Source organism: Cohnella algarum (genome assembly GCF_016937515.1).
In the GTDB taxonomy this organism is placed as follows: domain Bacteria; phylum Bacillota; class Bacilli; order Paenibacillales; family Paenibacillaceae; genus Cohnella; species Cohnella algarum.
Genome location: NZ_JAFHKM010000002.1, coordinates 6,050,065 through 6,065,213 on the forward strand (window position 1 = coordinate 6,050,065; position 15,149 = coordinate 6,065,213).

Below are 15,149 nucleotides of genomic sequence, written 5' to 3' on the forward strand. Positions count from 1 at the left end.
TTAGGTTTCGGATATCCGTTCAAGGTGGCGCAGCAGCGAAGCCGCGTCCGGTTCTTCTTCTCCGTCAGCGAAGCGCCGCCATAGCTCGAGCGCCTCGTCGCTGACGGCCGCCCGCAGCAGCCGGCGGCGCTCCGCCGCGTCTTCGACGGCGGATTTGACTTCGCCGCGGACCGTTCGCAAAAGCCGCGCGATTCCTTCATATTCCGCCCCGTAACGGGCTTCGAGCTCCTTCGCGATCCGCGACGACAGCGCGGGCCCGGCGCCGGTCGCGCTGACGGCCAGCACGAGATCCCCGCGGCGAACGACGGCGGGCGTCAAAAAATCCCCGCTTTCCCCGTCGCTCGCAACGTTTGCCGGGATTCCGCGCGCGCGGGCGTGCTCCGCGATCCACCGGTTCGTCTCCGGCCGATCCGTCGCCGCGAATACGAAATCCGCCTCGTCCAAATCCGCCGCTTCGACCGGCCGCTCGCAAGCTCGAATCGCGCCCGCGGCCGCCCATTCCCGCAGCTTCGGGGAAAGGGCCGGGCCGACGACCCGCACGTCGGCGGCGGCGTCGAGCAGGCCCGCGGTTTTTCGCTCCGCGACCGCCCCTCCCCCGGCGACGAGGCAGCGTTTGCCTTGCATGTTCAGCATGACCGGATACCACATGCCGGCTTTCCTCCGTCCGAACGCAAAATCGATTACCTCTCATCTTAGCCTATGACGTCGCCGGGAAGCAACGCGTTCCTCTTATTTATGAAACGAAGAGAACGAATTGACGAAAACACCGGCGATCAAAATCAAGTAGCCCGTCAAATTCCAAACGGCCGACCTGGGGGCGTCGTCGCGGCTCGCGCCTCTCGCGAACAAATAATAGGCATACACGCAAGAAGTCGCGACGGTCAATAGCACTTTCGCGTCGAGCAGCTGCGCGTACTCCCCTTGCTCCAGCAGCGCCGCAAGCCCGGTCGACAGGGAGAGCAGCAGCAGCGGAACGCCGAGCAGCACGGTGCGGAACGAATAGCGGTCGATCGCCTCCAGGCTCGGCATCCGGTTCATGACGTCGCCCCACTTTTTCTTTTTCAGCCTCCAGTGGAGAAACAGGTACATGCCGGCGAGAATGGCCGCAACCGTCAGTATCGCAAAGGACAGCGTGATGAGTCCGATATGCGCGTACAGCAGTCTTCTCGCCACTTCCCACGATTCGAGGGCGATTTTCCGGTGCGGGCGCTCCAGCAAATTCAAAAACAGCACCGCGAAGCCCGCTACGTTCACGAGCAGGACGAGCACCTCCGCCCTCACGAAGCGCAACAGCGCAAGCGAAAAGCTGACCAGCAGCCAGGAGATAAAAAAGACGAAATCCCTTAGCGCCACCTCGGCGGAAGCAAACCGGGTGACAAGCAGATCCAGCAGAAAGCCCGTCTGCAAAATCCATACGAAAACAAGCAGCCCTGTTCCTATCCGTTTCCCGTTCCGTTTGCCGTAGGCGGCATCCGATACGAAAAACAGCAAGCTCAGGGCGTAAATATACAATACGGCATCCGTTAACCAATCGTTTGTCAGCATGGGGGCATCGCCTCCCCGTTTCCATTCCGCTTCGGATCGATTGCGAACCGGCTGCTAACGCAGCGCTCCGGCCAATTGCGCCAGCAGCGAGGACGGATCCGCGTGCTTCTCCGGAGTTTTCGCTTCCGCCGCTTGGGCGGTAACGTCGAGACGCGCGCGCTCCTCCGCGTTCATTTCCTTCTGGATACGGTCGACATCTTCCTCCAGATCGAACAGCTGGACGAACAAATTCATCGCGGCCTCGCCGCGCTTGTCCGCGGACATATCCTTGATCCGCAATATCGGATCGTGAATGACTTGATTCAGCATGCTCTTCGTCAGTTTGCGTATGACCTTGATTTGCCGGTCGTCCAGTTCCGGAAGCTTGCGCAGCAGGCTTTCGAACGTCGCCTGATGGATGGCGGCCGTCTTTTCCTGCAAGCCGCGAATGAGCGGCGTCACGCCGAGCGTCGCATACCAGTGAAGATATTCGTTCTCTTCCTCCGCGATCATCCGTTCGATGACGGCGGCTTCCTTTTGGCGTTTTGCCAGGTTCGTTTCGACGATGCCTTCCAGATCGTCGATATCGTACAAATAGACGTTCGCCATCTCTTCGCAGGACGGCTCGATATCCCGCGGCACGGCGATATCGATCAGGAACAACGGCTTCTTCTTCCGCTTCTCCATCGCCCGCTCCACCGTCTTGCGCGTAAGGACGAACCGGTCCGCGCCGGTGCTGCTGATGACGATATCCGCTTCGTGCAGCCGGTCCAGGGCTTCGTTCATCTCCATCGCCTTGCCGTCGAACTTGGCCGCCAGCTCCCGGGCCCGTTCCAGCGTGCGGTTGACGACCCAAACTTCCTTTGCGCCGTTCGCGCTTAAATGCTTCGCCGTCAGCTCGCTCATTTTGCCGGCTCCGAGAATCATCACCCGCTTGTTGTCAAAGCGGCCGAAAATCCGTTTGCCGAGCTCTACCGCGGCATAGCTGACCGATACGGCGTTTTCCCCGATGGACGTTTCGGAGTGCGCGCGTTTTGCGAGGGTGACCGCCTGCTTGAACAGCTTGTTGAACAAAGTTCCGGTCGCTTTCTGCTCTTGCGCGAGCAGGAAAGCGTCCCTGACCTGGCCGAGAATCTGGGTTTCCCCGATGACCATCGAGTCCAGTCCGCAGGCGACCCGGAACAGATGCTCGATCGCCCTTTCGTCTTCGTGCATGTATAGATGATGGTTGAATTCCGCTCGCGGAATGTTGAACCATTGTTCCATAAAGGACCGGATATAATGACCGCACAGCGTATGGCGGTCCACGACCGCATACAGTTCCGTCCGGTTGCAGGTGGCGACGATGACGCCTTCCAGAATGCCCGTCGTCCGCTTGAGCGCCTGAAGCGCCGATGCGAGGTCTTGCTCCGATATGGCGAAACGTTCCCGCACTTCGACGGGAGCCGTACGATAGTTGAGACCGACCACGATCAGATGCACGGATCATTCACCTGCCTTTCTGCCATATTCCCGATGAAAAAAAACCGGCGGAAAATCAAGTAGCTTCGAAATTCCGTAACCCATTATATCACAGTTAAACTGCCTGTTCGACAATATTTATGAACACTTTGCGAACGCGCTTTCCTTTTATTGTCGTCCAGTTCGGTTTGCGATATTCCCGATTTTTTCATGTTTTTCCGGGTGAAAATAGGAAAGCCATGGGGCACGCCCCATGGCGGATTAGCTTCATATCGCGTTTGCCGCGCCTTACACCAACTCGGCTTGCTTGATCGGCGCTTCTTCCACTTTCAGCTCGCCGAGACCGCGAACCAGTTTCTTGGCGAAGCAACGTTCCGGTTTGAGGACGCTGACCATGTAGTCGATCGCGAGCTGCGGATCGACCGTTTCGCCGCACGTATAGCAATCGATGGCCGCAAAGCCTCTTTCAGGATACGTGTGAATGGACAGGTGGCTCTCCGACAGCATCACGAGCACCGTCGCGCCTTGTGGTTCGAATTGTTTCGCTTGAACCGAGAGAACGGTGGCGCCGCAAGCTTCGGCCGCCTCGATCATGTGCGATTGCAAAAGTTCAACGTTGTTCAGGGCATCAAAGTCGACTCCCCAAGTGTCAACTGCAACGTGTCTTCCGAAAGTAGAGTATTCCATCTTCCGGTTCCCCCTTCCTAGGAATAAAATGTGAAGCTGATTTCATCCGCTAGGACCTACGTCATTCACTTCTCGAGGGTATTTGCATTCTCGCACGCAATCCATTCCTGAGTGAATCCTGGTTCCTATTGTGTTGTCAACGAAACTAAAAATACCATCTATTCGCCCTAATTGCAACTGTTTTTTTCTGCGGTCCGAAATCCCGTTCGAACGCTCGTCCCGCCGGCGGTCGCAACCGGGCGCAATCGGGCGCCACAAACGCCGGATCGCCAAAGAGCGGGTTTGAACTTTCAGCGTTTTTTTGCATATTGTAGAGGGGAAAAAGAAAAGCCCGCCGGCATCCGGCAGGCCTTGCGCCAACGCTGTTTGTGAAAGGAATCTATGCTTCGAGAGCGAACAAAACCTGGCTGTGATGCCTGAGTCTCTCGTCGATGTCGGAAATTTCGGCCAGGCCGGTCGCTTGATTGCGGCGGTCCAGAAGCTCGTTGACGGCTTGGCGAACGATGCGAATTTCCTCTTCGACCGTAAGCCGCTTGAACTGTTCTTCGAGCCAGCCGAGGGTATCGCGATGCTCGAACACCGTTTTCAATTCGTTGCCCTTGCACTCGACGATTCGGACGACCATGCCTTTCATGTAATGGTAGACCATCGTAAAACTCGAATAAATCCGATTGACGACCGCGTCTCCCTTAAAGGTCGATACCAGCTTCCGCAACGCATTGGTCAGTTTGGGCTTTACGACTTTGCAGGATAAAACGCAGGTGAATTTGCCATTGCTACGCTCAAAGGTCAGGCGGATCGTTTCGCCGCTGTCGCCGTCTTCAAGAACCACCTCGTGATTGCCGTTGTCCAGAACAAATACTTGCATTCGCAGCTGCTGCGCCTCGCACAAAGCAAAAAACACCGGCATCTCGGCTTCCGATAAGGTAAGACTAGCGTTGACATACTCCGTGGCTACCCGTTGAGCCATAAAAATCTCCTCTATTCCGTTTTGTTACGAAGGTGTCTGACAATTTGCCTTAACCTAATTATACGCTATTCTTCCCTCCGTTTCCTCCCGCCGAAACGCGATTTCCCCTTGAATATCCGTAAAAACCGAGATAAAACGGAATTTGCGCAGCCTATTACCCGTTATCCTCGCTTTCCTGCGGGTCGTTCTGCGGATTTTCCGGGGAGTCTGCGACTAGATCTGCTTTTTGCTCGATCAGGCTCCATAATTCATCCCTTCCCATTCCCGTCTCCGAAGAAAACAGGATAAACGGGACGGACTTGGACAATTGCAAATGTTCGCGAATGATTTTCGTGTGTTTCGGCCAGGCGCTGCGATTCACTTTGTCCGCTTTCGTCGCCACGACGCAAAGCGGGATGCCGTAATGGGAGAGCCACTCCGCCATCGAGCAGTCCTGGGCCGACGGCGGATGGCGCAAATCGACGAGCAGGATGACGAGCCGGAGCGTTTCCCGCTCGCGCATATAGCGTTCGATCATGCGCCCCCACGCTTCGCGCTCCGTCTTGGACACTTTGGCATAACCGTAACCGGGCACGTCGACGAAATAAAGATCCCGATTGACGAGGTAGTAGTTCAGCTGCTGGGTTTTGCCGGGCTGCGAGCTCGTCCGCGCCAGGTTGCGGCGCAGCAGCATCCGGTTGATGAGCGAGGACTTGCCGACGTTGGAACGGCCTGCCAGAGCGATCTCCGGCAAGCCGTCCTCGGGATATTGCTTGGGCGAAACGGCGCTGATAATAAATTCGCTTGTTTTGATCTTCATTTGCTGGCTCTTCTCCGATCAGTGGGTGCCGATGGGCGGAATATCCTCCGCGTCGGGTTTCGTTGAAGCTCCGATCGCGGCGTTCTCCGCCACGAGGTTGTTCTCGTCCTCGGACGGATGCGGGCCCGGCGTATCCGAAAGCGCATGCTCCAGTACCTCGTCGATATGGGAGACCGGGATGAAGGTCATCGCTTCCTTCACGCTGTCCGGAATGTCCTTCAGATCGCGCTCGTTATCCTTCGGAAGGAGCACTTTTTGGATGCCGGCGCGGTGAGCGGCAAGGGACTTTTCCTTGAGGCCGCCGATCGGCAGCACCCGTCCGCGCAGCGTAATCTCGCCGGTCATCGCCACCTCGCGGTTGACGCGGCGCCCGGAAAGCGCCGAAACGAGCGCCGTCGCGATCGTAATGCCGGCCGAAGGACCGTCCTTCGGAATGGCGCCTTCCGGAATATGAATATGAATGTCGTTTTTCTCGTGGAATTGCGGGTCGATCCCCAGCTCCTCCGCCCGGCTCCGGGTGTAGCTGAACGCCGCCTGCGCCGATTCCTTCATGACGTCGCCCAATTGGCCCGTCAGCGTCAGCTTCCCGGTGCCCGGCATGACCGTCACCTCGATGACGAGCGTATCGCCGCCGACTTCGGTCCACGCCAGCCCCGTCACGGCGCCGATCTGATCTTCCTCCTCGGCCATTCCGTACCGGTATTTGGCCGGCCCGAGCCATTCCTTGAGCGTATCGGCATCGACCTCGATCGGCGCGGCCGAAGGATCGGCCACGATGCGCCTCGCCGCCTTGCGGCAGATCGAAGCGATTTGCTGCTCCAGGTTGCGGACGCCCGACTCGCGCGTGTAATCGCGGATCAGGCGAAGCATCGCTTCCGGCTCGATCGTCAATTGCTCCTCGCCGAGCCCGTGGTCCCGCTTCTGCTTCGGAAGCAAGTGGCGGCCGGCGATTTCCTGCTTCTCCAGCTCCGTGTAGCCGGGAATGTAGAGCACTTCCATCCGGTCCAGCAAAGGCCGCGGAATGTGGTGGACGGCGTTCGCCGTCGTGATGAACATGACGTTCGACAAATCGAACGGCAGCTCGATGTAATGGTCGCTGAACGTGGCGTTTTGCTCCGGATCTAGCACCTCGAGCATGGCCGAAGCGGGATCCCCGCGGAAATCCATCGCCATTTTATCGATTTCGTCGAGCAGAAACACCGGATTTTGCGTGCCGGCAGTGCGCATCCCCTGGATGATCCGGCCCGGCATCGCGCCGACGTAGGTGCGGCGGTGTCCGCGGATTTCCGCTTCGTCTCGAACGCCCCCGAGCGAAATGCGGACGAATTCGCGGCCGAGCGATTTCGCGATCGAGCGGCCGAGCGACGTTTTGCCGACGCCGGGAGGGCCGACCAGGCACAGGATCGGGCCTTTCAGCTTTTTGACGAGTTGCTGGACCGCCAAATACTCGAGCACCCGCTCCTTCGGCTTCTCGAGGCCGAAATGCTCCTCGTCAAGCAGCTCCTCCGCTTTGGCCAAATCGAGGTCGTCTTCGGTGCTCTTGCTCCACGGAAGCGCCAGCAGCCACTCGACATAAGTGCGGATAACGGCGCCTTCGGCCGACGAGGCGGGCATTTTCTCCAGGCGGTCGATTTCCTTCGCGACCCGGGCCGCGATTTTCTCCGGGAGCTCCGCCTCCTTCATCTGATTGCGAAGCTCCTCGGCTTCTCCCGCCCGGCCTTCCTTCTCGCCGAGCTCCTTCTGGATCGCCTTCATCTGCTCGCGAAGGTAATACTCCTTCTGGGTCTTCTCCATTTGCTTCTTGACTCGCTGGCTGATTTTCCGTTCGAGCTCGAGCACCTCGCGCTCGTTGTTCAGGAAATCGAGCAGCTTCTCGAGCCGCTCGCGCACGTCAACCGTTTCGAGAATTTCCTGTTTGTCCTTGATCTTGAGCGACAGATGGCTCGTGATGACGTCCGCGAGCCGCCCGGGCTCCTCGATGTCCGAGACCGCGGCCAGCGTCTCGGGGGTCACCTTTTTCGACAGATTGATGTAGTTCTCGAATTGGCTGAGCACGGCCCGCATGAGCGCGTCCAGCTCCGAATCCTCGGCGGGCGGCTCGTGCAGCTCGCGGGCCACGACTTCGTAAAAGCGGTCGTTCGGCAAATATTGCTCGATTTCCGCGCGGACGACGCCTTCGACGAGCACGCGTATCGTTCCGTTGGGGAGCTTGAGCATTTGCCGGACTTTCGCGATCGTGCCAACCCGGTATATATCTTCTTCAGTCGGCTCCTCGATGTTGATTTCCGACTGCGAGCAAAGCAAAATCATGTGATCGTCGACCATGCATTGTTCCAGCGCCTTGACCGACTTCTCGCGGCCTACGTCCAGATGGAGCACCATACTGGGGTAGACGAGAAGCCCGCGCAAGGGCAGCAGGGGCAGGGAACGGCTTCTGGATTTGTTCAAACCCATGTCCGGCACCTCCTGGGTTGTAGTGAACCGCTAAATTGAATACTCCGTCATTGTATCAAATGTTACCGCCCGCCGCAAAATGGACACAAAAACATCGCCGCCCCGATGAAGGTCGGCGATGCGCGACAGCGGCCGGAACCCGGTTATCCCGAAACCGGCCTCGAGATCGATCCGGACGGCGGAACGTGTCCTTCCCTTTGGCTCTGCGGGCGCGGCGATTCCGGATGGACGGGGTTCGCGTGCAGCACCGAAACGGGCGCGGCGGCAAAAGGCGTTTCGGCGGCGACCAGGCGATCCGCCGCCTCCGTTTCGTCCGCGGCGGACGGCCGCTCGCCGAACACGCGCGAGAACACCTCGTCGACCGTTTCGACCGGGACGACGGCGACGCCTTGCAGGCCCTCGAAGATCGCCTGCCAGTTCTCCTTCGGAATGAGCACCGTTTCCGCCCCGGCCTGCAGCGCGGCCTCCACCTTGGCGATGACGCCCCCGACGGGCTTGACGCGGCCGTGGATGCTGACCTCGCCGGTCATCGCCAGCTTGTTGTCGACCGGCCGGTTCAACATGGCGGATGCGATGGCGACCATCATCGCCACTCCCGCCGACGGCCCGTCGACCGGCGTGCCGCCCGGGAAATTGATATGCAGGTCGAAATTTTCCGGCTTCAGGCCGAGCCGCCTCAGCACGGTAAACGCATTTTCGACCGAGCCTTTGGCCATGCTTTTGCGGCGCAGCGTGCGCGCGCCTCCGCCCAGCTCTTCCTCGTCCACGACGCCGGTAATCGTAAACTGCCCTTTGCCGGGCGCCGCGGGAATCGCCGTCACCTCGATTTCCAGCAGCGCGCCCATGCTGGGGCCGTACACGGCCAGCCCGTTGACCAGCCCGACTTGCGGCTGCCCCGGAATTTTGCGGTCCGGACGCGGCGGCAGCTGGCTGCTGTTGACGACCCATTCCACGTCGGCCGCGGAAATGCTGTCGCGGCTTTCCGAGAGCGCAAGCCCGGCCGCCAGCTGAATGATGTTGACGGCTTCGCGGCCGTTCGTCGCATACTGCTTGACGACCCCGACCGCTTCGGGCTGCGGCGGAAACCCGATTTTGGCGATCGCGTTCTCGGCGATCTGGCCGATTTCGTCGGGAAGCAGCGGCCGGAAATAAATTTCCATGCAGCGGCTTCTCAGCGCCGGCGGCAGTTCGTTCGGCGAGCGCGTCGTCGCCCCGACGAGGCGGAAATCGGCGGGCAGGCCGTTTTGAAAAATGTCGTGAATGTACAGCGGGATGTTCGGGTCCTCCGCATGGTAGTACGCGCTCTCCAGAAACACTTTGCGGTCCTCGAGCACCTTGAGCAGCTTGTTCAGCTGCACCGGATGAAGCTCTCCGATCTCGTCGATGAACAAGATGCCCCCGTGCGCCTTCGTCACCGCGCCGGGCTTCGGCTGAGGAATGCCGGCCACTCCCATCGCTCCCGCGCCCTGGTAGATCGGGTCGTGAACCGAGCCGATCAGCGGATCGGCGATGCCGCGCTCGTCAAATCGCGCGGTCGTCGCGTCGATCTCGGTAAACTTGGCGTCTAGCCGGAACGGGGAGGACGGGTTTTTTTTCGCTTCCTCCAGCACGACGCGGGCGGCGGCCGTTTTGCCGACTCCCGGCGGCCCGTAGACGATGACGTGCTGCGGGTTGCCGCTGCACAGAGCGGCTTTGAGCGCCCTGAGGCCTTCCTTCTGGCCGACGATATCGGCCATCGACACCGGCCGCGTCTTCTCCGCGAGCGGCTTCGTCAGCGTAACCGATCGCAGCTTGCGCAGTTTGTCCATCTCTTTGCGGGACTCGCGGTCGACCGCCGTCCGGTTGCTCTTCTGATTGCGCAGCAGATTCCAGAAATAGATGCCGATCACGATGGCGAAAAATACTTGAACGAGCATTAAAACCGAGCTTAACGTCATATGCTCCCTTCCTCTCCGTCCGAACCTAGCCTTTTGGACAACGTATTAAAGGCTTATACTGGATAGTATTGCCCGGTTTGCCTTCGGCGTAGTCATCCGAAATCGGAAAGTTGCAGGGCCCTATGCGTTTCCGAACCCCGCGGCCAGAGTCGCCCCCAAAAAAACGATTTGCAAAACCGTCCGTGGAAAAACCGGCATGACCGGCTTGCCCGCGAGCTTGAGCCTGTTGCGGGCTGCGTAGACGTTGGCCGGGAACATCGCCACGAGTAGTTGTTTTCGTTCAGACTTTTTTAAAAACCATCAAATATAAAATGACGACCGGCAGCAGCGTCGCCGCGATGCCGAAAACGGCCCAGCAGCGGGACGCCTTCCGATAGGCCGGGGTAACGGCGCCTTCGCGCAGCGCTTCCGCGCTCGCGCGAATCATCTTTTTTTGCAGCGGAATGAGCGCCACGAGCCAGATGATGCCGGTAAGCGCGAACAGCAGCAGCGAAAACGTCAGCCAATTCAAGCCTGCAAGCGAATAACCTCCCCGTTCGGCCATCAGCGCTCCCGACACGACGAGCAGCGCGAGACCCGGAATCGTGAAGGCGTAATCCGCCAGCATCACGTTCCTTGCCGTCAGATGGATCGCGCGCACATCTCCGCTCGCGTCCGCCCTCACCTTCCAAAAAGCCGCGGTCACGATATTTCCGACGAACAGAATCGCGCCGAGCACATGCAAAAACAAATAAACGTTCATCCTTGTCGTTCTCCTTTCGTCTGGCCGGGCTGCAGCACCGAGCGAATGAACGCCGCGACATCCTCCGGCGCGAGGACTCCTTCTTTCGCCGGGAGTCCGCTGCGCATGCGAAGGCCGTTCGACAGCAGCACGAACGTTTCCGCGGCGCGCCGGGCGTCGATCGAAGCCGGAATGACGCCGTGGCTTTGTCCGGCTTCGATCCACGAGACGGACGTTCGAACGGTTTTATCGTAAAACCGAGCGACCAATTCCCCGACTTCCGGCTCGTCGCTGCGGCCGAGCAAATAACGGAAAATCCGGTTGGCGACGTTGTTCTCCGCGACGGCCGGCAAGCCGCTCGCGATTTCGCCCATCGGTCCTTCGAACGTCGGTCCGCCTTTCTCGATCGCCTCGCGAAACCGACGGTCCGTTTCGGCCATCTGCTGCTCCAGCACCATCGACAGCAGCTCGTCCTTGCTTTTGACGTAGTGGAAAATCGCGCCCTTGGACAGTCCCGAATGCCGCATGATTTCGCTCATCGTCGTCTTGACGCAGCCTTTCTCCTCCACCAGCCGGCTGGTCGTGTCCAGCAGAAGCCGGAGCGTCTGCTCCCGTTTCCATTCCCTTTTCATGCCCGTTCCTCCCCCGGTTCAGCTTGCAAATGAAACCTCGCTCGATTCCCCTCCAATGTTTGCCAAACGCCTTTGACACCGATATAATAACAGACCGATGGTCGGTTTGTAAACAGACAAAAAAACACCCTGCGGAAAATTTCCGCAAGGCGCTGTGCGCTGCAAAAAAATGAGGGGGACGGCTTCAAGCGGACGGCGGCAACGGCGTGTCCGTCGCTTTGCCCAGACCTTGGCCGTACGTTTCGTCGACGAAGCGGCGGATTTCGGCATCCGCGGCGCCCTCGCTCTTCAGCTTGGCGGCCTGGAGCGCGATTTGCTGGCAAACGCCGCAGCGCGTGCCGTGATCGTCCCACAGGACGGTCCCGTCCTCCCGGACGGCTGCGATAAAGCAGTCGAGATTGCTCTTATGGCCCGCGCTCTCGCCGCAGCCGCAATAACACGGCATATATTGCAGCGTATCCCGAAGCTTCGCGGCGGCCGTATAAGAAAGCTTCACCTGCGCGCCCTGCCCGTCCAGAAAAGACGGCATGTCCGCCAGGGAGGCGGTTTCCTCCCGCAAATCGCCGTTCTCCGTCTTCGCGGCATGCTCCGCATGGTCATGTTCGCTCGCCGGGGCCGAGCCCTGCGATTCGCCGCCGCCCCCGCATGCGGCCAGCAGCAGGGCAAAAACCCCCGCCATCAGCAGCGCGTACAGCGGGAGCGCGCGTTTGCCGGCCTTGAATGCATCTTCCGTCGACCGATTCGTCATGGCCGCTCCCTCAATGCTTCCGGCCGGGGATAACGCCGGTTTCGCCGTATACCCGGGCGATTTCGTCGATCTCCCGCTTCAGTTCGCTGACGAGTTCGCTCTCCGGCACTTTGCGGACCATTTCGCCGTAGCGGAACAGCATGCCTTCGCCGCGGGCTCCTGCGATGCCGATATCGGCTTCGCGCGCTTCGCCCGGCCCGTTGACCGCGCAGCCGAGCACCGAAACCTTGATCGGAACTTTCAGCTTGGACAAATACTCCTCGACCTCGTTCGCCACCGAAAACAAATCGATATCGAGGCGGCCGCAGGTCGGGCACGAAACGAGCGTCGGCGCGTCGGTAATGAGGCCGAACGTTTTAAGCAGTTCGCGGGCGACTTTGATCTCTTCCACCGGGTCGGCGCTCAGGCTGATGCGCATCGTGTTGCCGATTCCCGCGTTCAGCAGAACGCCGAGGCCGGCCGAGCTTTTGACCGTGCCGGAAAACAGCGTCCCCGCTTCCGTAATCCCCAGGTGAAGCGGATATTTGATCACTTCCGCCGCTTTCATGTAGGCGGAGATGGCCATCGGAACGTCCGACGCTTTCAAGGAAACGATAATGTCGTGAAAATCGAGTTCTTCCAGAATGCCGATATGAAAAAGGGCGCTCTCCACCATCGCTTCCGCCGTCGGGTAGCCGTACTTTTCGAGGAGGTGATTTTCCAGCGAACCGGCGTTCACGCCGATCCGGATCGGAATGCCCCGCTCTTTGCAGGCTTTGACGACGGCCTCGACCTTCTCGCGGCGTCCGATATTGCCCGGATTGATCCGGACCTTGTCGATGCCGTTCTCGATGGCCGCCAGCGCCAAACGGTAATCGAAATGAATATCCGCGACGAGCGGAATGGAGATTTCCCGTTTGATCGCTTTGATCGCTTCGGCGGCTTCCTTGTTGTTGACGGTTACGCGCACCAATTGACAGCCGGCTTCCTCCAGCCGCTTGATTTCCGCTACGGTCGCCTTGACGTCCGCCGTCTTCGTCGTGCACATGCTTTGCAGAAGAACTTGATTGTTTCCGCCGATCGTCAGGTTCCCCACGCGAACGGGCACCGTCTCGGTTCGTAAGAACATATTCTCCAATCTCCCCGTATACGCCGAATCCACCCTCCGCCCGCGCCGTGGCGTAGGTAAAGGGTGGATACGGCAAACTTAAAGCCGTAAGCGGACTGTGCTCACTTCTGAGACAACCTTACGCGCTTTCTTCTTTTTTCTTGCCTTTCTTGAGCGTCAGCTCGGGAGCGATTTTTTCCTGGACGACCTTTTCGGTAATGACGCAGCTCGTCACGTCGTCGCGGGACGGCACTTCGTACATCACCTCAAGCATAATGCTCTCGATAATGGCGCGAAGTCCCCGAGCTCCCGTGTTGCGCTTGATCGCTTCCTTCGCGATTTCCTCGAGCGCCCCGGTTTCGAATTCGAGCTTGACGTTATCCATTTCCAGCAGCTTTTGATATTGTTTGACCAAAGCGTTTTTCGGTTCGGACAAAATGCGCACGAGCGCGGCTTCGTCCAGCGGCTCCAGCGAAGAAATGACCGGCAGGCGGCCGACGAATTCCGGAATCAGGCCGAATTTCAGCAAATCCTCCGGCTGCACAAGCGACAAATATTCGCCCGGCTTCAGCTCGCGCTGTCCGTCGGATCCGGCGTTGAAGCCGATGACCTTCTTGCCGATGCGGCGCTTGATGATCGATTCCAGACCGTCGAATGCCCCGCCGCAAAGGAACAGGATGTTCGTCGTGTCGATCTGGATGAATTCCTGATGCGGGTGCTTGCGTCCGCCTTGAGGAGGAACGGAAGCGACCGTGCCCTCCAAAATTTTCAGCAGCGCCTGCTGCACGCCTTCGCCGGAAACGTCGCGGGTGATGGACGGGTTTTCCGACTTGCGCGCCACCTTGTCGATTTCGTCGATGTAGATGATGCCGCGCTCGGCCTTTTCCACGTCGTAGTCCGCTGCCTGAATGAGCTTGAGCAAAATATTTTCGACGTCTTCGCCCACGTACCCGGCTTCCGTCAAGGAAGTCGCGTCGGCAATCGCAAACGGAACGTTGAGAATTTTCGCCATCGTCTGGGCGAGCAGCGTCTTGCCGGAACCGGTCGGACCGACAAGCATGATGTTGCTCTTGGACAGCTCGACGTCTTCGATCTTGCTGTGGGAGTTGATCCGCTTGTAGTGATTGTACACGGCAACGGACAACGATTTTTTCGCTTGTTCCTGGCCGATGATATATTGATCCAGAATCGCGCAGATTTCTTTCGGCTTCGGAATGTCCTTCAGATCGAGCTCTTCCTCGTGGCCGAGCTCCTCCTCGACGATTTCCGTGCACAATTCGATGCATTCGTCACATATATAGACGCCGGGACCGGCGACCAATTTGCGTACCTGCTCTTGGGACTTGCCGCAGAACGAACATTTCAGCTGGCCTTTCTCATCGTTGTACTTAAACATGGTTACCCTCCTTTATCCGCTGACGGGAGCGGAAATGACCTTGTCGACCAATCCGTACGCAAGCGCTTCTTCGGCGCTCATAAAGTTGTCCCTGTCCGTATCCTTCTCGATTTTCTCGTACGGTTGACCGGTACGGTCGACGTAGATACGATTCAGTTTCTCCTTTGTCTTGATAATCCAATCCGCGTGGATTTTGATGTCCGACGCCTGGCCTCTTACGCCGCCGAGCGGCTGGTGAATCATGATTTCGCTGTTCGGCAGGGCGAAGCGCTTGCCTTTGGCTCCGGCCGTGAGCAGGAGGGAGCCCATGCTCGCGGCCATGCCGACGCAGATCGTGCTGACATCCGGTTTGATATACTGCATCGTATCATATATACCCATCCCGGCCGTTACCGATCCGCCGGGCGAATTAATGTAAAGACTGATATCCTTCTCCGGATCCTCCGCCGCCAAAAACAGCATTTGGGCGATGATGAGGTTGGCGACATCGTCATCAATCGCGCTGCCCAGAAAAATAATTCTGTCCTTCAGCAGCCGGGAATAGATGTCGTACGAGCGTTCCCCCCGATTGGTTTGTTCGATGACCATTGGCACCAGGTTCATGATATCCAACCTCTTTTCTTTAGTGGACTTCGAGCATCGGTAATATTCTAACACGTTACCATTCGAATGTCATGTTGGCGGGTTTGCCGCGGCCGCAAAGGCCTCGCGCCTTTATTATGTATTATATGCA

The 15,149-nt window shown here is 58.8% G+C and carries 14 protein-coding genes; all 14 read right to left on the bottom strand.

From position 1 onward, the window contains the following. The 14 genes from JW799_RS27455 to clpP all read right to left on the bottom strand — a co-directional run bounded on the left by JW799_RS27455 (position 1) and on the right by clpP (position 15,019). Complete coding sequence (locus JW799_RS27455) at positions 1–648, bottom strand: precorrin-2 dehydrogenase/sirohydrochlorin ferrochelatase family protein (protein ID WP_080836988.1); 648 nt, start codon at positions 646–648, stop codon at positions 1–3. Between the two features lie 81 nt (positions 649–729). Next, positions 730–1,545, bottom strand: a complete 816-nt coding sequence (gene ccsA, locus JW799_RS27460) for a cytochrome c biogenesis protein CcsA (RefSeq protein WP_205432688.1) — start codon at positions 1,543–1,545, stop codon at positions 730–732. 54 nt (positions 1,546–1,599) lie between these two features. Further along, complete coding sequence (gene hemA, locus JW799_RS27465; protein WP_205432690.1) at positions 1,600–3,006, bottom strand: glutamyl-tRNA reductase; 1,407 nt, start codon at positions 3,004–3,006, stop codon at positions 1,600–1,602. 267 nt (positions 3,007–3,273) lie between these two features. Then, positions 3,274–3,672 carry an adenosylmethionine decarboxylase gene (gene speD / locus JW799_RS27470; protein WP_080836981.1) on the bottom strand — a complete coding sequence of 133 codons (399 nt, stop codon included), beginning with the start codon at positions 3,670–3,672 and terminating at the stop codon, positions 3,274–3,276. Between the two features lie 379 nt (positions 3,673–4,051). Beyond that, positions 4,052–4,642 (bottom strand): non-ribosomal peptide synthetase module, encoded by a 591-nt coding sequence (locus JW799_RS27475; protein WP_080836979.1) that lies wholly within the window; start codon positions 4,640–4,642, stop codon positions 4,052–4,054. Between the two features lie 154 nt (positions 4,643–4,796). Then, complete coding sequence (gene yihA, locus JW799_RS27480) at positions 4,797–5,441, bottom strand: ribosome biogenesis GTP-binding protein YihA/YsxC (protein ID WP_080836977.1); 645 nt, start codon at positions 5,439–5,441, stop codon at positions 4,797–4,799. 18 nt (positions 5,442–5,459) lie between these two features. Next, positions 5,460–7,895 carry an endopeptidase La gene (gene lon, locus JW799_RS27485; RefSeq protein ID WP_080836975.1) on the bottom strand — a complete coding sequence of 812 codons (2,436 nt, stop codon included), beginning with the start codon at positions 7,893–7,895 and terminating at the stop codon, positions 5,460–5,462. Between the two features lie 143 nt (positions 7,896–8,038). Next, complete coding sequence (gene lonB / locus JW799_RS27490) at positions 8,039–9,832, bottom strand: ATP-dependent protease LonB (RefSeq protein WP_080836973.1); 1,794 nt, start codon at positions 9,830–9,832, stop codon at positions 8,039–8,041. A 280-nt stretch (positions 9,833–10,112) separates the two neighbouring features. Next, the gene (locus JW799_RS27495; protein ID WP_080836972.1) at positions 10,113–10,574 is read right to left on the bottom strand and encodes a DUF2269 family protein; all 462 of its coding nucleotides are present in this window, start codon (positions 10,572–10,574) and stop codon (positions 10,113–10,115) included. Next, positions 10,571–11,185, bottom strand: a complete 615-nt coding sequence (locus JW799_RS27500) for a TetR/AcrR family transcriptional regulator (RefSeq protein ID WP_205432692.1) — start codon at positions 11,183–11,185, stop codon at positions 10,571–10,573. The genes JW799_RS27495 and JW799_RS27500 overlap by 4 nt, the downstream gene beginning before the upstream one ends. A gap of 184 nt (positions 11,186–11,369) precedes the next feature. Further along, complete coding sequence (locus JW799_RS27505; protein ID WP_080836967.1) at positions 11,370–11,933, bottom strand: PCYCGC motif-containing (lipo)protein; 564 nt, start codon at positions 11,931–11,933, stop codon at positions 11,370–11,372. A gap of 10 nt (positions 11,934–11,943) precedes the next feature. Next, positions 11,944–13,041: a flavodoxin-dependent (E)-4-hydroxy-3-methylbut-2-enyl-diphosphate synthase gene (ispG, locus tag JW799_RS27510; protein ID WP_080836965.1), complete on the bottom strand. Its 1,098-nt coding sequence runs from the start codon at positions 13,039–13,041 to the stop codon at positions 11,944–11,946. 118 nt (positions 13,042–13,159) lie between these two features. Further along, positions 13,160–14,416, bottom strand: coding sequence for an ATP-dependent protease ATP-binding subunit ClpX (clpX, locus tag JW799_RS27515; RefSeq protein WP_080836963.1), 1,257 nt, complete (start codon positions 14,414–14,416; stop codon positions 13,160–13,162). Between the two features lie 12 nt (positions 14,417–14,428). Then, on the bottom strand, positions 14,429–15,019 hold the full coding sequence (gene clpP / locus JW799_RS27520; RefSeq protein ID WP_080836960.1) for an ATP-dependent Clp endopeptidase proteolytic subunit ClpP: 591 nt from the start codon (positions 15,017–15,019) through the stop codon (positions 14,429–14,431). Positions 15,020–15,149 lie beyond the last annotated feature (130 nt).